Source organism: Thiomicrorhabdus sp. (assembly GCF_041583835.1).
Classification (GTDB): domain Bacteria; phylum Pseudomonadota; class Gammaproteobacteria; order Thiomicrospirales; family Thiomicrospiraceae; genus Thiomicrorhabdus.
Genome location: NZ_JBFHFC010000009.1, coordinates 67,697 through 90,785, shown reverse-complemented (window position 1 = coordinate 90,785; position 23,089 = coordinate 67,697). Strand labels below are relative to the sequence as shown.

Annotated in this window: 22 protein-coding genes and 1 pseudogene; 14 read left to right on the top strand and 9 right to left on the bottom strand. The window is 48.2% G+C overall.

Features of this window, described 5'->3' with window-relative positions; all coding sequences use genetic code 11:
- Positions 1-176 (top strand): annotated as a pseudogene (locus ABY044_RS06845) (lipoyl synthase); the annotation flags it as partial.
- 38 nt (positions 177-214) lie between these two features.
- On the top strand, positions 215-1,075 hold the full coding sequence (locus ABY044_RS06840) for an Hsp33 family molecular chaperone HslO (protein WP_373019479.1): 861 nt from the start codon (positions 215-217) through the stop codon (positions 1,073-1,075).
- Between the two features lie 124 nt (positions 1,076-1,199).
- Here the strand turns inward: ABY044_RS06840 and yaaA are convergent, their stop codons facing one another.
- A complete protein-coding gene (gene yaaA, locus ABY044_RS06835) occupies positions 1,200-1,976 on the bottom strand; it encodes a peroxide stress protein YaaA (protein ID WP_373019478.1) in 777 nt (258 codons plus the stop codon).
- Between the two features lie 226 nt (positions 1,977-2,202).
- Here yaaA and ABY044_RS06830 point away from each other — a divergent pair, with 226 nt between their 5' ends.
- The 5 genes from ABY044_RS06830 to ABY044_RS06810 all read left to right on the top strand — a co-directional run bounded on the left by ABY044_RS06830 (position 2,203) and on the right by ABY044_RS06810 (position 8,804).
- The gene (locus ABY044_RS06830; RefSeq protein WP_373019477.1) at positions 2,203-4,812 is read left to right on the top strand and encodes a response regulator; all 2,610 of its coding nucleotides are present in this window, start codon (positions 2,203-2,205) and stop codon (positions 4,810-4,812) included.
- Positions 4,809-6,083, top strand: a complete 1,275-nt coding sequence (locus ABY044_RS06825; RefSeq protein ID WP_373019476.1) for an EAL domain-containing protein — start codon at positions 4,809-4,811, stop codon at positions 6,081-6,083. The genes ABY044_RS06830 and ABY044_RS06825 overlap by 4 nt, the downstream gene beginning before the upstream one ends.
- Positions 6,084-6,223: 140 nt before the next feature.
- Positions 6,224-7,114: a DMT family transporter gene (locus ABY044_RS06820; protein ID WP_373019475.1), complete on the top strand. Its 891-nt coding sequence runs from the start codon at positions 6,224-6,226 to the stop codon at positions 7,112-7,114.
- Positions 7,115-7,152: 38 nt separating this feature from the next.
- Positions 7,153-7,797, top strand: coding sequence for a rhodanese-like domain-containing protein (locus tag ABY044_RS06815; RefSeq protein WP_373019474.1), 645 nt, complete (start codon positions 7,153-7,155; stop codon positions 7,795-7,797).
- Between the two features lie 134 nt (positions 7,798-7,931).
- The gene (locus ABY044_RS06810) at positions 7,932-8,804 is read left to right on the top strand and encodes a bile acid:sodium symporter family protein (protein WP_373019473.1); all 873 of its coding nucleotides are present in this window, start codon (positions 7,932-7,934) and stop codon (positions 8,802-8,804) included.
- A gap of 90 nt (positions 8,805-8,894) precedes the next feature.
- On the opposite strand, the gene ABY044_RS06805 is transcribed toward ABY044_RS06810, so the two are convergent.
- From ABY044_RS06805 to ABY044_RS06790, 4 genes are all read right to left on the bottom strand, one after another.
- Positions 8,895-9,161 carry a hypothetical protein gene (locus tag ABY044_RS06805; protein WP_373019472.1) on the bottom strand — a complete coding sequence of 89 codons (267 nt, stop codon included), beginning with the start codon at positions 9,159-9,161 and terminating at the stop codon, positions 8,895-8,897.
- Positions 9,162-9,290: 129 nt separating this feature from the next.
- A complete protein-coding gene (locus ABY044_RS06800; RefSeq protein WP_373019471.1) occupies positions 9,291-10,028 on the bottom strand; it encodes a pseudouridine synthase in 738 nt (245 codons plus the stop codon).
- 43 nt (positions 10,029-10,071) lie between these two features.
- Positions 10,072-10,767, bottom strand: a complete 696-nt coding sequence (gene murU, locus ABY044_RS06795; protein WP_373019470.1) for an N-acetylmuramate alpha-1-phosphate uridylyltransferase MurU — start codon at positions 10,765-10,767, stop codon at positions 10,072-10,074.
- A 24-nt stretch (positions 10,768-10,791) separates the two neighbouring features.
- Positions 10,792-11,838 (bottom strand): aminoglycoside phosphotransferase family protein, encoded by a 1,047-nt coding sequence (locus ABY044_RS06790; RefSeq protein WP_373019469.1) that lies wholly within the window; start codon positions 11,836-11,838, stop codon positions 10,792-10,794.
- Between the two features lie 114 nt (positions 11,839-11,952).
- On the opposite strand from ABY044_RS06790, the gene ABY044_RS06785 reads away from it, so the two are divergent.
- From ABY044_RS06785 to ABY044_RS06760, 6 genes are all read left to right on the top strand, one after another.
- Positions 11,953-14,307 (top strand): LPS-assembly protein LptD, encoded by a 2,355-nt coding sequence (locus tag ABY044_RS06785; RefSeq protein WP_373019468.1) that lies wholly within the window; start codon positions 11,953-11,955, stop codon positions 14,305-14,307.
- A gap of 44 nt (positions 14,308-14,351) precedes the next feature.
- Entirely contained in the window at positions 14,352-15,641 is a 1,290-nt protein-coding gene (locus ABY044_RS06780; protein WP_373019467.1) for a peptidylprolyl isomerase, read from the top strand.
- 109 nt (positions 15,642-15,750) lie between these two features.
- Entirely contained in the window at positions 15,751-16,734 is a 984-nt protein-coding gene (pdxA, locus tag ABY044_RS06775) for a 4-hydroxythreonine-4-phosphate dehydrogenase PdxA (protein WP_373019466.1), read from the top strand.
- A 27-nt stretch (positions 16,735-16,761) separates the two neighbouring features.
- Entirely contained in the window at positions 16,762-17,562 is an 801-nt protein-coding gene (gene rsmA / locus ABY044_RS06770; protein WP_373019465.1) for a 16S rRNA (adenine(1518)-N(6)/adenine(1519)-N(6))-dimethyltransferase RsmA, read from the top strand.
- A 62-nt stretch (positions 17,563-17,624) separates the two neighbouring features.
- Positions 17,625-18,482, top strand: coding sequence for a symmetrical bis(5'-nucleosyl)-tetraphosphatase (locus tag ABY044_RS06765; protein ID WP_373019464.1), 858 nt, complete (start codon positions 17,625-17,627; stop codon positions 18,480-18,482).
- Between the two features lie 39 nt (positions 18,483-18,521).
- Entirely contained in the window at positions 18,522-19,097 is a 576-nt protein-coding gene (locus ABY044_RS06760) for a hypothetical protein (RefSeq protein WP_373019463.1), read from the top strand.
- 106 nt (positions 19,098-19,203) lie between these two features.
- Here ABY044_RS06760 and ABY044_RS06755 read toward each other — a convergent pair whose 3' ends face one another.
- Entirely contained in the window at positions 19,204-19,503 is a 300-nt protein-coding gene (locus ABY044_RS06755) for a BolA family protein (RefSeq protein WP_373019462.1), read from the bottom strand.
- 159 nt (positions 19,504-19,662) lie between these two features.
- Between ABY044_RS06755 and ABY044_RS06750 the strand changes: the two genes are divergently transcribed.
- A complete protein-coding gene (locus ABY044_RS06750; RefSeq protein WP_373019461.1) occupies positions 19,663-20,178 on the top strand; it encodes a DsrE family protein in 516 nt (171 codons plus the stop codon).
- Positions 20,179-20,263: 85 nt separating this feature from the next.
- Here the strand turns inward: ABY044_RS06750 and ABY044_RS06745 are convergent, their stop codons facing one another.
- From ABY044_RS06745 to ABY044_RS06735, 3 genes are all read right to left on the bottom strand, one after another.
- Entirely contained in the window at positions 20,264-21,157 is an 894-nt protein-coding gene (locus tag ABY044_RS06745) for a tetratricopeptide repeat protein (protein ID WP_373019460.1), read from the bottom strand.
- Positions 21,145-22,575, bottom strand: a complete 1,431-nt coding sequence (locus ABY044_RS06740; RefSeq protein WP_373019459.1) for an aspartate kinase — start codon at positions 22,573-22,575, stop codon at positions 21,145-21,147. The genes ABY044_RS06745 and ABY044_RS06740 overlap by 13 nt, the downstream gene beginning before the upstream one ends.
- Positions 22,576-22,674: 99 nt before the next feature.
- Positions 22,675-23,079, bottom strand: a complete 405-nt coding sequence (locus ABY044_RS06735; protein WP_373019458.1) for an ectoine synthase — start codon at positions 23,077-23,079, stop codon at positions 22,675-22,677.
- Positions 23,080-23,089: the final 10 nt, after the last annotated feature.

Below are 23,089 nucleotides of genomic sequence, written 5' to 3'. Positions count from 1 at the left end.
TGCAACCGAGTAACTTCCACCTGGCCGTCAAAAAATACTGGACGCCGGAAGAATTCAAACAGGTCGAAGAAGCCGGTTATGAAATGGGATTCACCAACGTCGCCTCCGGCCCAATGGTGCGCTCCTCGTACCACGCAGATTTGCAGGCAAAAGAAACAATGCAGACTGCACCATAATTAAACAATAGACTTAGTGTAGTAAGAGTAAATAAACCATGTCACACAACGCCGTACAACGTTTTTTATTTAAAGAACTCAACATCCGTGGTCAGCACATTCGTCTTGAAGACAGCTGGCAGTCGATGCTGAAAGACCGTCATTATCCACAGGCGATCGTCAAGCTATTGGGCGAACTGACCGCCATGTCGGTATTGATGGCTAACGGCATGAAACACGAAGGCCGTATCACATTGCAAGTTCAAGGCACGGGACCGATAACGCTATTGGTGGTTGAAGTTACTCACGACCTGAAAATCCGTGGCGTCGCCAAGACCAATCAGACGATTACCACGGAATCGACCATTGACGAATTGCTCGGCGACGGACAGATTCTGGTGACCATGGAAAACACCCAAACTCAACACCACTTTCAATCTTATGTTCCGCGTGAAGGCGATAGCATTGCCGAATCGTTCGAGACTTTCTTAAGTCAGTCGGAACAACTGCCTTCCAAAATCTGGCTGGCCGCAGATGACAATAACATCGGTGGCGTATTGATTCAGAAAATGCCTGAAACCGACGGGCACGATGCCGACGGTTGGGATCGCATCATTCATTTGACCACGACGGTCAAAGACGAGGAACTTACGACCCTTCCGGTAGAAGAATTATTACACCGTCTGTTCCACGAAGAAGTGATTGAACTGTTTGAAGCTCAGGAAGTGGCTTATGAATGCCCGCAGGACAGAGAACGTGTCGAAGCGATGCTTAAGTCACTGGGCGAAGCCGAAGTGCGCAAAGTGTTGGAAGAACAAGGCGAAATTGTGATCCACAATGAAATCTGCAACTTCCACATGCGTTTCAATCAAGATGACATCGACGCACTGTTTGCAAAAGAAGCCGATACGCTCCAATAAACGGCTAATTCATTCTTAAAATTAGATATTCAAAAACGCAACAGGCCCGGTCTTTTAATGAAGACCGGGCCTGTTTTATATTGACGCACCAATCGTTAATATTGGCTTTTAAACATTGAGATGCTTATTCTTCAACCTTTCGAGTAAACACCCAGTCGGTTTCTGACGATAGATCAGGCTGGAATCGATACCCGTCCACATCGAAAAACTTCAAATCTTCTGCATTTTCCACCTGCTGATCGGCCGCATAACGCGCCATCAAACCACGTGCTTTTTTAGCGTAAAAACTGATGATCTTATACTGACCGTTTTTCCAATCCTTAAAGATCGGAGTGATAATGCGTGCTTTCAACTGCTTGGTTTTCACTGCTTTGAAGTACTCGTTCGATGCCAGATTAACCAACGTCTGACTGCCCTGCTCAGCCAATTCTTCATTCAAAATATCGGTAATTCGATTTCCCCAAAACGCATACAGATCCTTACCTTTGGCATTAACGAACTTGGTTCCCATCTCCAGACGGTACGGTAACATATCGTCACAAGGCTTAAGTAACCCGTAAAGACCGGAAAGAATACGCAAATGATTTTGAATGTAGTCGATTCCTTCGGGACTCAGCGAATAGGCATCCAATCCTTGGTATACATCCCCCTTAAACAACCAAGCAGCTTGCTTGGCTTTATCTGCCGGAAACGGTAATTGCCAATCCTGAAAACGCTCGTAATTCAATTCTGCCAATTTGTCGCTGATATGCATTAACTGCCCGATTTCCACCGGCCCGATCTGCTTTAACTCCTCGATCAATTCCGCGGCCTGATCCAATAAGACACCCTGAGTGTGCAAATCGGTTTGAACCGGCGTGGTTTCGTCCAGAGATTTAGCGGGGGAAACAAGCATCAACATAACGATCGTCCTTTTTGGTAAAACTTTAGAATTTCAATCCGTCCATTATAAGACATTCGCCCGATTATCGACTTAAATCGATAAGCAACACATAAAATCGATTGTAATGTGACAACGTAATCATTAATAATTCCACATATATTATAAGCATTTTGTATTAGATAGATCTTATACTCGTCCCGTAAGATAGAAATCCGATTGAATTGATCTACAAAGGTTTATCTTGATGAAGTATCGCCACCAACTACTGTTCGTTCTACCGATATTCATCCTTATCATCGGGTTGATGCTTGCCATTTTTTACATGGATAACCAGGTCAGGGAAAACGCCAGTAAAAAGCAGCTCACTAACTTGGTACAACAAGCTAACCGTACGATACTCAACGAGATCTCCCAAATCTATGCAGACATAAACTATCTGAGCCACCAAACCAAAGCCAAAGATGTCCTGCTCGGATCTTCCGATGCCATTCACAACCACCTATGCAACGAATATGTGACGTTCTCCGAACAAAACCGCAGATACGCCCAGATCCGCATCCTGGATCTAACCGGCCATGAAGTGGTACGCATTGACCGTAAAAACGGCAAAAGTTTCAGAATCCCGGAAGATCAGCTTCAAGACAAATCGAACCGCTACTATTTCACCTCCTCAGAAAGGCTAAAGCCGGGTGAAATTTATCAGTCGCCTCTGGATCTGAACGTCGAACAAGGCGAGATCGAAATGCCTTGGCGACCGATGCTGCGCTTCGCGACGCCGATTACCGGCTACTCTCATCAACAAGTGATCGGTTATCTGGTTCTGAATTATGACGCCGAACGGATGCTCGACCGGGTCGAAAACCAACTCGACCAAATGACGGGCGACTTCTCCCTGATAAACAATCAGGGATACTACCTGTTCAGCACTCAACCCGTCACTTCCTGGGGGTTCATGTTCAATAAACCGGAAAGTTCCATACGACAGAGCGATCCAAAGTTATGGGCGGCGTTGACCGAGAATAGAAACAATCAGGAATTCTCCCTTGGAGACGATTATTACGCTTTCCATAAAATCTGCAGCTTGGGCGATTGTGAAAACCATCTAACAGCAAATATACTCGTCACCCAAGCGAATGACCTTCCATGGTACATCGTCGGCAAACTCAACAAATCTCATATGATCGGCACATTCTGGTGGCAAAACCAATGGCCGTACCTGATTGCCCTGCTACTGAGCCTGATGGCTCTCTACTCGATCCGTACCGGCAACCGTTTAAGTTATCTGGTTCATAACTTATCCAAACGCGAAACCCACCTCAAGGAGATTAACCAGCAATTCGAAAAACTGATTAATGCCGTGCCTGACGGCCTGATGGTGGTCAACCAATCCGGCATCATCGAAAGAACCAACCCCATGATCGAGACCATTCTGGGTATTCCGTCAGAACTTCTCCTGGGCAAGGAAATCGAATCCCTGATGCCGGAAAACTTCAGAAACAAACACCGCGCCTACCGACAGGAGTTCTATCGAGCGCCAAGAAGAATCAAAGTCACACGCAATCGTCCCTTCCACTACCAACACCCGAACGGTTCGGAAGTATTGTTGGAAGTTCTCATCGACCCTTTCATGGCCGACAATGAAATTAAAGCCATTACTCTGATTCGCGATGTGACCTCCCACAACGCCTTCGAGGAACAGATGCGCCAAACTCAGAAAATGGAGGCACTCGGCCAACTCACCGGCGGCATCGCCCACGACTTCAACAATCTATTGGGAATCATGATGGGCAACCTGGAATTGCTGGAAATGGATGTGGAAGAAGACAGCAAAGCCGGAAAACGACTCGGCCAAGTCAAAAAGGCAGCCATGTCGGCCGCTGACCTGACACAGAAACTCCTGACTATATCCCGCAAAAAATCGCTCGAAGTCGAAGCGGTCAACCTGAACCAACTGCTGAACGAGCTTCAGGACATGCTGCAACGAAGTATCAAAGATCGTATAACGATTAAACTGAACATTGAAGACAATCTGCCACTGGTCGTCGTCGATCCCAACGAGCTGACCAATGCGATAATCAATCTGGCAGTCAACGCACGTGACGCCATGCCCGAAGGCGGCATTATCTTTCTAAACGCGTCCGAAGTCACCTTATCGGACGAGTATACGCGTGCACTTCCGGAACCTGTACCTTCCGGAGAATACGTTTTGATCGACATCACCGATACCGGTAGCGGAATCCCGAAAGCGTTAATCGACAAGGTGCTGGAGCCGTTTTTCACCACCAAGGAAAAAGGCAAAGGAACCGGTCTCGGTCTGGCGATGATTTACGGATTCATCAAGCAGTCCAAAGGTCATATGCGCATTTACAGCGAAGAGGGAAAAGGAACCAGCATCCACCTCTACCTGCCGGTCAACGAACAGTCGGACAAGGGTACAAAGGCCTATTCTGACCATCTGAACGAGGGCGAAATCACATACTATAACGGCTTGAAAGCACTCGTGGTCGACGACGAACCCGATTTGGCGGAAGTCGCCGAAGCCTTCCTGGAAAAACTAGGGTTTGAATGCGAGATTTGCCACAGTGCCGATGAAGCCAAAGAACAACTACAGAAGAAAAACTACGATCTGGTCTTTTCAGACATCGTCATGCCCGGAGACATCGACGGCTTGGAATTGTTCAAGATAATCCACTCTGATTATCCTGATACCAAGGTCATTTTGACCAGTGGCTTCTCTGAAGAAATGCTCCAGAATCGGCATCTGCTTCCGGAAAATCTGGTATTCGTCCGCAAGCCATATCAATCAAAAGGCATTCGGGACGCCATCCAAAAAGCATTGCAAGGAAGCGAATGAACATGGACACTCAAATCTTCATTATGGACGACGAACCAGCCTTCGGAGAACTGATTTCGGATGTTGCAGAGATGCTCGACGTGGTCGCTGCTTACCATCATCAACCTGAATTTTTTGAAAGTGAACTGAGTAAGTACCCTAACGTACAACTGATCTTCCTCGACCTGAATATGCCGGGACGCGACGGAGTTGAACTGATCCGTTCTTTATCAGAGCTTCAGTATTCCGGTTCTATCGTTCTTATGAGCGGTTATGACGAAAATGTTCTCGGCACGGCATTCGATCTTGCAGAAGCGCACGAACTCAAATTGCTGCCTCCGTTAAAAAAACCTTTCAGTATTCAGGATATAAAAGCTTTAATCAGTGAATTCAAGTCATCAAGTCAACAACACGAACTTAATGAGACTCAGTCGAAACGATCGAAAAATGATATTCAAGAATTAAGTGCGGAGGAAATTCAAGAAGCCTTAGAGGAGTCGAGAGTCGTTTTGCATTATCAACCGCAAGTCAATCTAGCCGACTATGAAGTCATCGGCATTGAATCTCTTGCACGAATTCAAGATCGAGATGGGCGATTGATCTATCCGAACCGTTTTATCAAACAAATGGAATCAAACGGTCTTAATCAACGTTTTCTGGAAAAGATCATTGATCGATTAGCGCTCGATTATCAAACCCATTTTAAAAAATATCCCAACCTCACAATTTCAATCAACGTTTCCGCACTTGATTTAAACGAACTCGATTTTCCCGATAAATTGGCCGCAAAAGCCAAATTAATGGGAATTCAACCGAACAAATTGATTATTGAAATCACCGAAAGCAGCGCCATCCAGCATCTTAAAACCGGCCTCGATATTTTGGCTCGTTTGAGACTCAAAGGTTTTAAACTGTCCATCGACGATTTCGGCACCGGAACGGCGGTATTGGAAAACATCAAACGCATGCCTTTCACTGAACTCAAAATCGACCGTCTATTCGTCGACAAACTCAATAACGACAAACGCCTGGAAATCCTGACCGGCGACACCATCAAAATGTCGCGCAACCTTAATTTGAACGTCGTAGCGGAAGGCATCGAAAACCTGCATGTCGTGCATCTTCTACAAAACATGGGTTGCGATATCGGACAAGGATTCTACTTTGCCAGACCGATGGCGCCCGAGGATCTATTTAAATTCCTTAATAGCGAACAATACAACAACCGTGTCACGGTCGATAACGAAGGCATTTCACATTACTTCCTGATTCCGCAAACAAACGATGAATAAAGATGATCCTTCCTTCCCATCGCCCCCTCTTTTAGATTGCGTTTATCGAGAAACTGTAAACGATCACCCCCACTTTTGACTCGTTTCACTCTCCAAGCAAGTTTATAATTTGCTCAACCACTTCACTGCCGGAGCCTTCATTGCCACTCACAAATACACCTCTATCCAAAACCATTCTGTTTACCGGACTGGCATTGATCGCCTTTGCAGCAAATTCGGTACTGAACCGTCTGGCATTGGATAACCAAGCAATTGATCCGGCCGGTTTTACGATGATTCGACTGTTTTCCGGTGCTTTAGTCTTGCTGACCATCGTCTCATTCACGACTCAAACCGACAAAAACGTCAGTAAAGGAAGTTGGACGGCCGGCCTGATGCTATTTTTATATGCCATCTGTTTTTCCTACGCTTATCTGACGCTGGAAACCGGAACCGGCGCATTGATACTGTTCGGGGCGGTACAAATCAGCATCATCCTGATCACGCTATTTTCGGGCGGCCGACTGCTCATCAGCGAATGGATCGGCATGGCTATCGCCTTTTCAGGCTTTGTGGCCTTAGTTTTACCCGGTGTGAGCGCCCCTTCGCCTGAAGGCTTCGTATTAATGGCCGTATCGGGTATCGCCTGGGGAATATATACTTTAATCGGCCGCGGCTCGCAAAACCCGTTGACCGATACGGCCTACAACTTCATCCGAACGTTACCGATGGTCGTTCTTTTGGCGGTTCTGACCTTAAACACACAACACTATACTTACGAGGGCATTTTGCTCGCGGTCTTGTCCGGCGGAATCGCTTCCGGAATCGGGTATACCCTTTGGTACATTGCACTCGGAGGCCTGTCTTCCACTCAAGCCGCCGTCGTACAATTATTGGTTCCGGTATTGGCGGTTTTCGGCGGCGTCCTCTTCGTTTCGGAAGCGATCACGTTGCGACTGGTTTTATCGACGATTTTGATACTCGGCGGCATTTTAATTGTGGTTTTAGGAAAATATTTTTTTGATCGGTTAAACTCAAAACAGCGGGGGTGATTTTACGCTCGAGTCATTACGCGGTAACAGGAGTTGTCATGAAATTTTCGAGTCTGATGTTTGTATTAGCGACACTATTTAGTCATGGCCTACATGCCGAAAGTTCATCGGGAGAAGTGCAACTGACCGAAGGCGTGAAGTCGATTACCATTAAGCTGCACGGCCAAACTTATGTGATTCAGCGCAACCAAGACCCTAGAATCACCCTAACCGACCTTTACACTAATACCACCGTCGGTCATTTGCAGCCAATGCACCTTGCCCCCGGGGTAGAAACCATCGGCGAATTGGATGTGATCGATTATATGCAACGCATGCAAACCGACCCTTCTATCATTCTAGTCGATACCCGACCGACCATTTGGTTTGAACGCCTGCGCATTCTGGGCGCCATCAATGTCCCGATGTCGACGTTCAACAACGAACTTGATGCCATTGAAGCCTTGGAAAAATATTTTAACGTCAAAACCAAACCCAACGGCGATTTCGATTTCAGTCATGCAAAAACCATTGTCGCCTACTGCAACGGCCACTTCTGCGGGCAGACTCCTGCTGCGGTAAAAACCAACAATTACTCCCTTCTCAAATTGGGGTACCCGGCAAACAAGATCAAATACTACCGGGGTGGAATGCAGGCTTGGACTTCGGTCGGACTCACGGTTATCGGCAACGAAGCTTTTTAAGCGAAAACCTCCGTCCGGGAAAAAATTTACCCCGTCATAAAAAACATCAGCGCTAACGTCATCGTTTTAGGATTGTGTTTTCGATCCCGTCTTATACAATCCCAACAACTTAATTCACAAAACCGGAAAATTTCATGTCTCCAGACCTGCTTACAAAAGTTATCCTTCCCGCTGCGCTATTCCTGATTATGTTCGGTATGGGATTATCCCTGCGACTGGCGGACTTCAAAAGCGTATTGAAGTCCCCCAAAGCCGTCGGCATCGGCTTGATCGGACAGATGTTATTGCTACCGATCGCGGCCTTCATCATTGCCGTCGCTTTAAACCTTTCTCCGGAAATTGCAGTCGGCTTGATGATTATCGCCCTCGCCCCCGGCGGTGCAACCTCGAATATGTTCACCTACCTGTCAAAAGGCGATGTCTCGCTTTCCATCAGTCTTACCGCCGTGGTCAGCGTCGTTACCCCTTTTACCATCCCGTTGATTGCGGCCTTAAGTATGAATTACTTTATGGGGAATGCGACCGAATTCAGCTTGCCGGTGATGAAAACCATCGTACAGCTGTTAGTCATCACCATCATTCCGGTCGCATTAGGGATGGCAGTATTGGCGCGTTGGCCTAATGCGGCGGCCAAAATCGAAAACCTTTTGAAATGGTTCTCGATTCTATTCCTGTTGTTGATCATCACCTTAATCGTTCTGAAAAACGCCGACAACATGGCGGGCTTCTTTGCACAAGCTGGTCTGGCGACATTGCTATTGAATGTGGTGGTTCTGATTTTAGGTTACCAGATGGCGAAACTGAGCAGACTATCGCATCCGCAATCGGTTTCAATCGGTTTCGAAGTTGGAATTCAAAACGGTACGTTGGCTTTAGTTGTCGCCGGTACGCTGATCGGCAATGAGGTGATGATGATTCCGGCCGTCACCTATTCGTTACTGATGTTTGTCAGCGGCGCGGCCTTCAGCTGGTTCGTCTGGCAGAAAAATAAGACGTTAAACGCGTAAATCATACTTTTGAACGTCACCATAAGACAGTTACAAAAAAGGCCTGAATATTCAGGCCTTTTTATTAGGGAAGTTTTCAACACAATCCGATTAGATGGCGTCCGGTGTCAACTTAACCGCTTCCAAGAAATGACGCAATTGAGTCACTTCCGTTTTATCGGCAATTTCATGCCCGTGATGTGGCAATCCAATCACAATCTCTTGTCCGTTCATTACAATCTTTGCACGGTTAGAACCGGAAATCTCAATCTCCGCACCAAAATGCTCTAACGCATGTTGCAACTGCTTCCAGTCGATGCTTGTTGAAATCGGATGGGCAAACACTTTTTCAATAACCGCTTTATGCTTATGGCTCATGTCATTTTCCTTTTAATTTATGAACACGTTTTCTTTAACTACATTTTAAAACAACAGACATGTATTGAAACAAAACTTAGCCTAAAGTTATCTCAGATTAAGTGATCTTTTTGGAGACTGGATCTTACACTAAAGCGTTTTGGCCAGACTGCTCGAATCTCGCAATTGCAGTGTTAATTGGTTACGCTCTTCAGGCGTCAACAATCGCCATTCTCCTTCGGACAAACCGTCCAGTTCTAAATGCATGATGCGCAAACGTCGTAACCGAGTGACCCGATAGCCCAACGCCTTGCACATCCTGCGAATCTGCCTGTTCAATCCCTGAGTCAGAACAATTTCAAAACAATCCTCGGAGCGTTGGCTGACCTGACAGGGACGGGTAACCGTGTCCAGAATTTCGACCCCGGCCGCCATCGCTTGCAAAAAAGCCGGCGTGATCGCTTTATCCACCGTCACTTGATAGCGCTTCTGATGGGCATTCTCGACGCGAAGAATTTTATTAACGATTTCCCCGTCATTGGTCAACAGCATCAACCCTTCTGAGGCTTTGTCCAACCTCCCCACGGCAAATACCCGTTGCGGAAAATCGAGTGCGTCGACCAGATTGCCCTTAACGGCGAGATCGTGTGTACAGGTAATGCCCACCGGCTTATGGTAAAGAAGATAAACCGGCTCGGGTTTGCTTTCGATTCCACGACCGCTAACCGACACTTGATCGGTCTCGCGAATTTTCATGCCCAGGTAAGCGGGTTGGCCGTTGACCTCAACCTCCCCTTGCTCGATCAAGCGATCCGCCTGTTTACGGGAACAGATACCCGCTTCGCTAAGAAATTTATTGATACGAATCAAACGTTCGTCCGACGTCATAATAACCGTAGAATTTTATGGAATGGAATTAAAGCCGAGGAGTTCAAGAACACAATAGCCGCTCGGCCTCGTGCAACCTTTCATGTGTGCCGATATCCGACCAGAATCCTTCATAGAGTACACCGCTTACCTTTCCGGCCTGCATGGCCTCACGCAGAATCGGTGCAAGTTTAATGAACCCGACTTCCATGTCTTTAAATAGATTCGGGTGCAACACGCTCAAACCGGCAAAGGTGTGTTCCCCTTCGCTTTGCACTCGGCTATCCGTATTCAGCCCGAAGTCGCCTTTGGCATTGAACTCGGGGCTGGGAACCAACACCAAATGTGCAAGTCGATTGCCGTCACCGGATAAGGAACGCACCTGCTCAATCAACGGAGCGAAATCCATATCGGTATAGACGTCGCCGTTAACCACTAAAAACGCTTCGTCGCCCAGCAGAGGCAGAGCATTGATAATGCCACCGGCCGTTTCCAAGCCCCCTTCGGGCTCTGCTGAATAAACGATTTTCAGTCCCCAACGCTCGCCATTACCTAAAGCCTGCTCGATCTGTTCGCCGAGCCAAGCGTGATTGATGACTATTTCTTGCACCCCGGCTGCAGCCAACTTTTCAATGTGATATTCAATCAACGGTTTGCCGCACAGCGGTACCAACGGCTTAGGGATGGTATCGGTCAACGGACGCAAACGATTGCCGCGCCCGGCGGCAAGAATCATCGCTTTCACAGGTTGTTTAGACATAGACTCTCTTGGTTTAGGGTTGATTTAAAAATCAAGGATTTTATGCTGCAAAACCGCATGCGGTAGAACCCGGCTTTCCACCAAGTCCACCAAGGTTTTCAATTGCGGATACTGTGAACCGACCTGCACAATATACTGCAAGGTCAATGGAATATCGTTCAGATAGCCGTCTTTACCGTCACGGTGATACAAACGCGCAAAGATACCGGACGCTTTCAGATGGCGCTGAATGCCCATCAAATCCATCGATTTGCGGAACCCGTTCCATTCGTCTTTATTCAATAAGCCCGCCTCGCAAAGTTGCAAGAAATAACTTCTTTGCCATTCCACCACTTGCTCGGCCGGCCATGCAATATAACAGTCGCGCAACAACGAAACCGCATCGTAGGTCAAAGGCCCGTGTACCGCGTCCTGAAAATCCAAAATACCGGGATTATGCTGCGGCGTCACCATCAGATTTCGGCTGTGATAGTCACGATGCACATACGTTTTAGGCTGGCTTAACGCTGACTGCTGCAAAACGTTTTTGACTTCCGCCCAGTCGTGCGCAGCCAATTTACCCAACGGCATTTCCAAATGCGTCGCCAATAACCAATCGGAAAACAAGTTCATTTCGGTATCCAGCAACTTGGCGTCGTAAGGCGGCAAAACCTCTGCCGCTTTATGGCCTTTTTGTTGCAACGTCACCAACGCGCTTAAAGCATCCTGATATAAACGGTCGGCTTCGGATTCATCCGCCGACGCTAGTACCGATAGATAAGTCGTCGAACCCAGATCGGTCAACAACAAAAATCCCTGCTGTAAATCCTGTGCCAGCACTTCGGGCACCTGCAAGCCCATTTTCACCAGCTGATCGGAAACCTCGATGAACGGACGACAATCTTCGTGCTCGGTCGGTGCATCCATAATGATATAACTGGTCGCTTCGTCATTCGGTCGAGTGACTTGAATACGGAAGTAGCGTCTAAAACTGGCGTCACTGGATGCCGGAACCGGAGTTGACACGTCGCAGCCCGCTAGTAAAGGCTGATCTTCCAGCCACTCCAACATCCGTTGAAATCTTTCATTCATAAAGGAAATACTCGGTTAAAATAAACAATTTACGAATAATTAATGATTCTCTGCTTGATGTCAAACTTGATTCGCCACTTTCACAGACTTTCGAACGCCATGCAAACGGGGAGAATGCGCTTACCCCACATGAACCGAATCGTTTACGGCCATAAACGTTTATTTTCGGTAAGCTTGTTGAGCTTGATCGGAGTCTCGCCGCTTGTTCAGGCCCAGCCGCCTATTGACTGCAAGCCGCAGTGGATCGTACCGTTGCAGGACATTCCGCCATCAACCGAGAAAGACCGACCGACCGAACTGCAAGCCGATGAATTGACCCAGCCCGATAGCAACCTCCTTAAGCTGACCGGTTCCGCCGTCATCACTCAGCCGGGCATGGTGGTATTGGGTGACGAAATTCTCTATGAGAAAGCACAAAAGAAAGCACAAATTTTCGGCCAGGTCGAATTTCACCGTGAAGACTTGGTCATCACGGCAGATCACGCCCAAGTCGACCAACAGCAAAAAACCGCTCAGCTCAATGCCACTCGCTACCAGATCAAACCAAGTCGTGCCCACGGTCACGCCCGAACCATCGATCTGGATAAAAACAGCGAAGTGGCCAATCTGCAAAACGCCACCTTTACCACCTGCCCGATCGAGCAGATCAAAGAACAGGCAGAATCGGGTTCAGTGGATAATAAACAACAGATTAAAAACGGCAAGGTCGCCTGGGAACTCGAATTCGAAAACCTGGAAATCAATAATAAAACCCGACGTGTATACGGTAAAAACACGGTACTGTTCTTCCATGATGTGCCGGTTTTTTACACCCCCTACTTCAACTTCCCGTTGGACGATCGCGCCAGCGGCTTGCTGATTCCTGAATTCGGCAGCTACAAATCCATTACCGACGACTCTTCCAGCTTCTACGTCAAACTGCCTTACTACTTTAATCTAGCCCCGAATTACGACGACACCCTGACGCTGATGTATATGGAAAACCGAGGGCCGGTGCTGGAAAACGAATTCCGCTATCTTCAAAAATCCGGATCGGTTCGCCACTCGGCCGAATTGACTCTAACCGCCTTGAACGACGCTAAAACCGCCGACGAAGGGTTAGCTTATATAAACAACGGAGACGTCGTCTACGGCGACACCATCGAACAGCGCTGGCGCGCCAAGTTGATTGCCAACCAAAACTGGGGACACGGCTTTAGCAGCAACATTCTCTGGCACGAAGCTTCGGACGAAAACTTTTTTGCCGACATTCCGGTGGAAAATGCTTTAAAAACCGTCACCAGTACGCCGCGCTACATGAAATTAAATTATCGCCAGGATAATCTACAGGCCTATGCGCAGGTCTATAGTTACCTGCGCCTGCACGATGCACCGGTCAACTACGAAAAAAGACCGGAAATCGGCATGCTGTACAACAAAGATTTCGGCGACCTGCAATTCAACCTGACCACCGAAGCAACCGAATTCGACGTACCGCTAAGCAGCCACACAAAACCGGAGGCGTTGCGTACGCGTCTGGTGCCGCAATTAAGCTATTCAATCAACCAATCCTACGGTCACCTTAAAGCCTTGGTCGCAGCCAATCATCTAAATTATGCGATGCACGACAACGGCAACAATACGACCGGCGAAGATACGCTCGACCATACGGTAATGCAATACGCCCTTAACGGCGGATTGGTGTTCGAAAGGGATTTCAGCCTGGCGGGTAAAAACTACATTCAGACTTTGGAACCGGAACTGCAATACCTGCATGTACCTTACGTCAATCAGTCCAATGTACCGCTGTTCGACACCACCACGCAGAGTTTGCACTTTTCCAACCTGTTCTCGTTAAACCGTTTCTCCGGTTACGACCGTATCGGCGACACCACGCAGGTTTCCGCCGCATTAACCAGCAAAATCCTGACAGAATCCGGCGCCCCGTTCCTGGAAGCGGGTATCGGACAGATTTTCTATCTGGAAGATCGAAAAGTCACACTGACCGGAACCGAACCTTTGACCGCGGAACAATCCGATTATTTCGTCAAACTGGGCATGACCACTCCGGATCTCTATCTCTATTCGACCAGCCAGTTCTCCAGAGAGGACACCGAACTGGTTAACGCCAACAGCCGCCTGCGCTGGAATCTTTCAAAGGACAGCAAGTTACTGTTGAACCACACCCTCAGCAACAACAACCTGCCCAATGCAAAAGCGACTTTGGCAGCCGGCCTTACCTACAAACTTTCTCCGCGTTGGGAGATCGGTACCTACTGGAATTACGACTTCACCAACGAAGTGCGTAACGAAGTACAACATGCATTACGCTATGACAACTGCTGTTGGGCGGGAGAATTCTCGGTAGAAGAGACACAACTGGAAAATGGTCTGTATAATTACAGCGTCCAGTTCTTAATCGAATTTAAAGGCTTGAGTAGCACCGACTCTTCGTTTAAAGATTACTTGAATAAAAAACTGAACTTTTAACCCATTTGAATGATTAACACTTCAAACATTGAATAGGTCTTGTAATGACAAAGGTTTCAAAAACTCTGCTTTTATCACTGGCTACCCTGCTGATGACGCTTTCACCCTTAAGCTATGCCGACCAACTGCTGGACAAGGTTGTGGCCGTGGTCGACGATCAGATCATTCTTAAAAGCGAACTGGATCAAAAAACCGTAGAAACGCTTCAACAATTGCGAGCCAAGCAAATCCCGGTCAATGACATCCACCAACTGCAAGCGAAAGTGTTGGACAACCTTATTATGGAAATCCTGCAAAAGCAGCGTGCCGAAAAACTGGGATTGAGTGTCAGCGACGAAGAGGTTAACCAACAATTGGTTCAAATCGCCACTCAAAACAAGATGTCGTTAATGGATTTACGCAACCGTTTGAACATGGAAAGACCGAACGGTTTCATCCAGTTGCGCAACACGGTTCAAGAACAATTATTGATTCAAAAGCTACGCGAACAGGAAGTGATCGGACGCACCTTGGTGACCGAAGACGAAATCAACAACTATCTGCAACGTAACAGCTTGGATACCAGCCGTTACGAATACCATTTGCGCCACTTATTGATCACCCTGCCGGAATCGGCCACCGAAGCGCAACGCCAAGCGGCCAAAAAACAGATTGACGATTTAGCTCAACGCATCCGTAACGGCGAATCTTTCAGTCAACTGGCGGTACGTTATTCTAAAGGCAGCAAAGCCCTTTCCGGCGGTGATTTAGGCTGGCTGAAAAACGAGCAGATTCCAACATTCTTCAGCGATACCCTGGCAACCCTGAAACCGGGGGAAGTCAGTCCGGTCATCAGCAGCCCAAGCGGTTTCCACCTGATCAAACTGATCGACAAACGCGATGTAGACAGCGATATGGTTACCCAATACCACTTGCACCGCTTCATCATTTTGAGTGACAACGCCACCCAGCAAACCGAAGTCCCGATGGACATCCAACAAATTGTCGCCGACACTCATACGTTACAAGAATTCAACGCCTTAAAACAGCGCTTTGCCGACATCCCCGAAGATGTCAACGCCAACAGCGACCTGGGTTGGAAAACGCTTGAGCAATTGCCGTTCGAACTTAAGGAACGCCTCTCCGAAATCTCTCCAAACCAGGTTGCCGCACCGATCGCCACCGATCAGGGATGGATTTTGTTCTTCCTTGAGGAGGAGCGCCAATACAGTGCAACCAAAGCCAACCAGCGACAAGAAGCCATTAATGAAATCCGTATGCGTAAAGCGAACGAAACCTTTGAGATTTGGCTACGACGTCTTAAAGACGATGCGTTTATCGACATTCGCATTTAACGACACGGCTGGCTAAGCTGAGTTAATTCAGAATAACCGCTAGATGAAACATTAGGCCGGTTGAGTGTGAACTCCAACCGGCCTTCTCTTGATGCATTAGGAAGTTTTTATGACCTTACGACTGGTAATCACCTCGGGAGAACCTGCCGGAATCGGCCCCGATCTGGTTTTACAGCTATCACAAACCGATTGGCCGGTTGAACTCGTGGTACTCGGCGATGCCGACGTGATCCGTCAACGAGCCAAACAGCTCGGTATGGAAATCCAAATCAAAACCTACGACAGTCGCGCCGAAGCCGAGCCGAGCCGTTGCGGTCAGATGACGTTGGAACACGTTCCGGTTACCGAGGCCGTCGTTCCCGGCCAACTTAACGTCGCCAACGCGATGTCGGTGGTCACCATGCTAAAACGCGCCATACGCGGCTGTATGGACGACGAATTCGCCGGCATGGTCACCGGTCCGGTTCATAAAGGCATCATCAACGAAGCCGGATTGCCGTTCAGCGGTCACACCGAATTGCTGGCGGAAGACAGTGGAACCGAACGCGTCGTAATGATGCTGGCAACGCCGGGCTTGCGTGTTGCTTTGGCAACCACACACCTGCCGCTCTCGGATGTACCGAAAGCCATCACTCAGCCACTGTTGACGGAAATCCTCAGCATTACTCATCGTTCTCTGGTCGAACAGTTCGGCATTGCCGAACCGCATATCCTGGTTGCAGGTTTAAACCCGCACGCTGGGGAAAACGGTCACATGGGACGTGAAGAGATCGACGTCATCGAACCGGTTCTTGAAAGACTTAGAAGCGAAATGAATCTTAACGGGCCTCTGCCGGCCGACACCTTATTCACCCCTAAATATCTGGCGCACGCCGATGCGGTGGTGGCTATGTATCACGACCAAGGTCTACCGGTACTCAAACACATGGGCTTCGGCAATGCGGTCAACATCACCTTGGGATTACCGTTTGTACGCACCTCGGTCGATCACGGTACGGCACTGGATCTGGCTGGCAGCGGCAAAGCCGACGACCGAAGTTTCCGTTACGCCATCGAGGTTGCGCTGGAAATGATCCACGCTCCGCGAACGTAATAAACCAACAAGAAACAAGGACCATAAATGGCCGGACACAAACACAAGAAGCAGTTTGGACAGAACTTTCTTAATAACCCGAGAGTCATTCAGCAGATCGTCGCCTCGATTCGCCCCAAAGCCGACGACCACATGGTAGAAATCGGTCCCGGTGAAGCGGCTTTAACCGCCCCGCTGCTCGACGTTGTCAGAAAACTGGACATCATCGAAATCGACAGTGACTTGATTGCGCCATTAACCCGCCGCTTCTCATCCAATCCGGCCTTTAATCTGCATCATACCGACGCGCTGGCGTTCGACTACGCCACCCTGTTGAGCGAAGGGGAACAAATCCTGCGCGTGGTCGGCAACCTGCCGTACAACATTTCAAGTCCGTTATTGTTCCATCTACTGAATTATGCCGAACATATTCGAGACATGCACTTTATGCTTCAAAAAGAGGTGGTGGACCGTATTACCGCACAGCCGGGCATCAAGGCTTACGGGCGTTTAAGCGTTATGCTGCAATACGCCTGCGAAACCGAATACCTGTTCACCGTCGGTCCGGAAAATTTCACGCCGCCTCCCAAAGTGGATTCGGCCATCGTGCGTCTGGTGCCTTATCAAACCAAACCGTTCATTGCAGACGACGAGAAACAGTTTGCCGATGTGGTCAAACAGGCCTTCAGTCAAAAACGCAAAACCCTGCGCAATACCTTGAAAGGTTGGCTGGATGCGGAACAGATTGAGTCCTGCGGCATCGAACCGAGCGCGCGGGCCGAAAGTTTAACGGTTGAACAATTCGTCAGACTTGCTAATCTATATACAAAATTACAAGTACCCGCCTGATTGCGGACAAAGACTCGACCAACCCAGATATAAGCGGACGGCAATAAAGGAATTTCACAACTATGGCAACCTACGTCATTGGCGATTTACAAGGCTGTTACGATGAACTTCAAGCCCTGCTTAAACAGATTGACTATCAACCCGAAAATGACCACCTCTGGTTTGTCGGAGACATCGTCAACCGCGGCCCTAAATCGCTTGAATGCTTGAGGTTCGTCAAAACCTTACAACAGCAAGGCCGTGCCGATATGGTGCTGGGGAACCATGATTTTCATCTGCTCGCCGCCTATTCGGGGCTGAAGCGTTTTCAATCCAGGTCGGACACGCTCGACCCGATTTTCGACGCCAAAGACGCCCCCGAGTTGATCGACTGGTTACGCCGACAACCGCTCATGGTCAGTCACCCGATATACAACTCGGTCATGGTGCACGCCGGCATCCCGCCGCAATGGTCGATTTCCCAAGCGCTGCAACTGGCCAAAGAAGTCGAAGCTCACCTGCAAGGCTCCGATTGGCAGACGTTTATTACCGAACACCTGTTCGGTAGCGAGCCGGATGAATGGGAAGACACTTTGACCGGCTGGAATCGAATTCGCTATATCGTTAATGCCTTCGCACGCATGCGCTACTGCAATGCCAACGGCAAATTAGAGTTGAAAATAAAATCCTCACCCGGCAAGCAAGCAACGGAATACGATCCTTGGTTCGTATTTCCCGATCGTAAAAATAAAACCCATGAGATATTTTTCGGCCACTGGTCGACACTTGGCGAGATCGATGCCTATCATGTCCACTCTACCGACACCGGATGCTTATGGGGTGGCAAGCTTACTGCTTACTGCCTGGAAAGCAAACGTCGTCATACGTTAGAGTGTGAACAACAGTGCAAACCCAAAGAGAAAAAAATCAAAAAAACATAAATCAGCCGTTAAAACGGATGAATGGATTGACGAAACATTATGGATACAACAACGGACAATTTGGAAAACGACAACCCGCCGGCCATCCCGCTCGCCGAAGAGATGCTGGAGCGTTTGCATGCGGTTAATGTCACTCAATTCGACATCAGCGCCGTCGCCAATGAATTGAAAGGCAATAAACAGTGGATTTCGATTTTGACCATTCCGGTCAGTGCCGTGCTGTTAGTGGCGTTTACTTTGATCGGCGCTTTTATTTCAGGCTACTTGATCGCCAGCTTCCTGATTTCTGCAGGCTTAGTCTACTTCGTCGCCAAGCTGCTTGACCAATACGACCAACAATTCCGCATTCGTGCCCGAAACCTGGTCATGGAACGCATCGCGTCAACGGAAGGCGAATTCGGTTTAATACCGCATTTCAAACACTTTCTTCCGGTGAAGTACCGTCATTTATGGCAGTCGTTGCGTAAAGGGCGTTATCTGTATATCGACCAATACATTCAAGCGATTGTGCTGTTGCAAAATAAACTGGATTCGGAAAAATTCACCCGCATCTGGTATCTGCACCATCCCGAAATCGCACCGGAAGACTATTTAGAAGAATACGACCAAGAATAACGGTACCGGCACGCTTAAGCTTTAGCCGTTTAGACACCGTTGCGGTGTCCTGGTTTTATAAACCCGGCCTTCCCGGCGGCTTTGTCGGGAAAATCAAGATCGACTTTTAATGACCGCCGCCGCACTTCGGCGATGCCGGTGCCGTCCCGACTTCCTGCCACTCTTGCGGCGTATAAGTATGTAAAGCCAAGGCATGAAATTGCGGCATCAATGCGTTTAATGCACGATACACCGACTGCTGACGCTTCACCTTGCTCAATCCGCTAAAGTCTTCGGAAACCAATGTCAATTTAAAGTGCGACTCGGCAGCCGGACCTGCGTGCATGTGGCTTTCGTTCTGCAATTCCATAAAATCGACCTGAAAATTTTCGCGAATAGCCTGTTCAATTTGAGGTTGTAGCAGCATAGTGTTTCTCTCGATGGTTGCTCTAAATGCAGTATGTTAATCGATTCCGATAGGGAACGATAGCGCAGCAGTATAAGCCGATTCTATAATGCATATAAAACAATCCTCGTAAAAGCCCAGTATAATAGTAAAACGTAATTCTTATTTTAGGAGTTTAAAATGCGCTTGCTAACCACTACCTTAATCGTCTGCCTTACCCTATTCACAGGATTAAGTCAGGCAGCGGACACCACGGCAGCCCCGAGTGATTTCAAATTGAAGCCGGTACCGGAACTTCAGGATCCACCAAGCGACCGTTTTCCCGGAGATCCGGCGGAGCATAAAGCGGTTTATATGTGGAACAAAGCCGATGCAGGATACCAGCATGCAATTTTAAACTCGATCCAGGCGATGATTAAACGCTATGGCGACAATGTCGATATCGCAGTGGTAGCCATCGGTCCCGGCTTGCATGTACTTGCCAAAAAACCGAAACGTGAAGTCGACCCTCTGACCTACGAGCGTGTTGAAAGCTTTGCAAAAGACTATAACGTGCGTTGGATTGCCTGTGGCAATACCATGAATACCGTTCACTGGTCGCAATCGGATATGCGCCCGTTTGCGGAATACGCTGAAGTCGGTGCCGCTGCACTGATGGAATTACAGGAAGAAGGCTATAAACCACTGGTATGGTAAACTTTCCATCCTTTTCCGGCCAACGTCGGCACGCTATAAAAAAACCGCTCTTATGAGCGGTTTTTTTATGACTTCCAGCCACTCTTTAACTTTGAGCGGAACCTTCTTTTTCAAATGCCTCGGATTCGTTCAGCAAAGCCTGGAATTCCAAGTCATCCTGTAACGAATCGAATACCGGATCACTTTTAACCTGATCCTTGTAACCATCGGAATCTTGTACGGCGAGTTTCAAGTTTTCTATCGCATCGTTCGTTTTACCCAACAAGGCATAAGCGCCCGCCAATTGGTAGAACGCGTGTTTGTTCTCGGCGTCAATGTTCAAAGCCTGATTGCATAAATTGATCGCCCATTGAGGCTCGTTCATTTCCAGCGCAATGTCGGCCTTATAGGTCATCGCCTCGCTATTGGTAGGATCCAACTCCAATATCTGATCGTAAATCGACAAACGGTTACTCAGGATCGGCTCCTGCCCTGCTTTCAACCATAGGCTGTGAATATCCTGATGTTGAGCGATACGCTGCTGTGCGCTGGTAATGCCACGGGATTTACGGTTCAACTCTTCCTCAAGGTGTTCAAGACGTTTCTCGTACTCCGAAATCACTTCGTTGACTTTACTGTCCGCCAGATTGTGCACTTTTTCTTTAATGTCGCGGATGGAATTCCACCCCACCAACACCAATATCGAACTCACGCCGGCGATCAAGTAAAAGAAATACGTAACCGTATCCGATGCATAAGTCACCGCCAAAGTAGTGGCTTCCAGCTCGCGGTTAACCACTTCCTTAGTCACTTCGACATGCAGGTCGTTCATATCCACACGTAACTGACGAAGTTCGTCCATTACGTAGCGTTCGATAAACGGGTTATACATCGGCTCTTTAAGCGACTCGACGTCCTGGGTCTCATTCACATGACGTTCGGCGCTGTTCGCCAAACTGGAGAAACAACTCAATATACAGATAAGGATTAGTGTGCGCATATGGCCGTCCCGTGGTCATGAACTTCAATCAAGTCGGCATGCATAGCACGCACGGCGGTTTCAAAATCGTTTTCGTTCACCATAAACTGCATCTCGACCTGACGCGTGTTCTGGTGAATGGCCTCGATATTCAATCCTTGTACATACAACGTCTGCACCGCTTTCGCCAACAGCCCTTTAATCGCCATATCGCTCCCCATTGCGGAAACTAACGACACCTTGCGGGTACGCAAGGCCGCACTCGGGAAGGCCGTTTCAATCTGTCCGGTCAGACGTTTGACCTTTTTCAAGCTGGCGTTCACGTATAACGTAATCGTATTGGCATTAAAATCTTTAGTCACCACCGACGCTTTTACGCGTTGGATGATGTTTAACAATTCGCGTTCATAATTCGCCTGTTGCCCCAACATTTCCTGATCGAAGACTTCCACCGCAATTAAATTCTTCATTCCGGCGATAATCTCGACCTGCGGCGATTCCGACACGTAATCGTCGGTGATCAAGGTTCCGTGGTGTTCCGGTTCAAAGGTATTCTTGATGCGCAATGGAATCTGAGCCTGACGAAGCCCTTTTGCAGCACGCGGATGAATCGCTTCCATCCCCAAATTCGCCAACTGATCCGAGATGTCGTAATTGGTCTTACCGATCGGAACCACATTCTCCTCGCCCACCAATCTAGGGTCGGCACTGCTGAGGTGATACTCTTTGTGGATGACGGCTTCGGCCGCCTGGGTCATCACGGCAATACGACTAAAGGTCATCTCACTGTAACCACGGTCGAAGGTATGCATAAGGTTCTCGCTGCAATGTGCGTAACCGGTGACAATCGGTAATTCCTGCGAGAAGTCGATATGCCCCAGATTCTTATGAATCATCTCGTCCAGAGACAGTGTTTCGTTCGCCTGCCAGCCTGTCAAATCGACGAAACGCGCATTGATGCCCTCTGTCTGCAACTGATGCGCCAGGTTCCAGGCACTGTGTGCTTCCCCCAAACTCGCCAATAATTCGCGAACGGTCAGCAGGTGGTTTTCCAGAGAAAAGTGACCGTGACTGCACAAGTCCTGTAAATGATTCAGTAATTGCTTAGTCTCTGCAATACGCTCGTCGATAAAGGCATTCGCCATTGACCGTAAAGATTCGTCGGCAAATAAAGCGGCGTTGATCTTGTTCAATTTCAGACTGAGCTGATCCAGAGCAATACGCCAATCGTCTTCGACGTCATCATTGGCGAAAAGACCGTAAACACCGGGCTGTCCGGATTTCTTATGTTCCAACAAGTCATCGGTAATTCCGCCGTAGGCAGAAACCACAAAGATGCGCTGATAAGGGTTTTGAGGATAAAGAATAATGTTGTCTCTAACCGCTTGGTAGTTACTCATTGAAGTACCACCAATTTTTTCAACTGTTAAATAAGACATGTTTCCTTTCAATTGTTTGTTTTTAGGTTGTGAAACCCCGTCAGGCCCTCTCTTCAGGCCCAAAGGGATTTTCGGATTTGAATCATAGCTCGCTAGATGTTACTCGGCCCAATCGTCGGGCAAAGTATAGGAACCATCTTCATCATGCACTTCGCGACCGGTAACCGGCGGGTTGAACACACAGACCATACGCATGCGCACGCCTTTATTCGCTCGCAGGATATGTTGGTCATGCTCGTTCAAGGCATACACGGTTCCTTCGCGAATGGGATGAACTGTACCGTCCTTCTTCTCTTCGATCTCACCCTCGCCTTCGATACAGTAAACCGCTTCCAAATGGTTTTTGTACCACAGGTGCAGATCTTCCCCCGGTTTGATCACGGTGTCGTGCAAAGAGAAACCCATACCATCTTTGGCCAATAACAAACGGCGGCTGTTCCACTGTTTAGTATCCACATCGGCATCGGTACCAATCACGTCGTCATATAAGTTTTTAACAATCATTACTAATTCC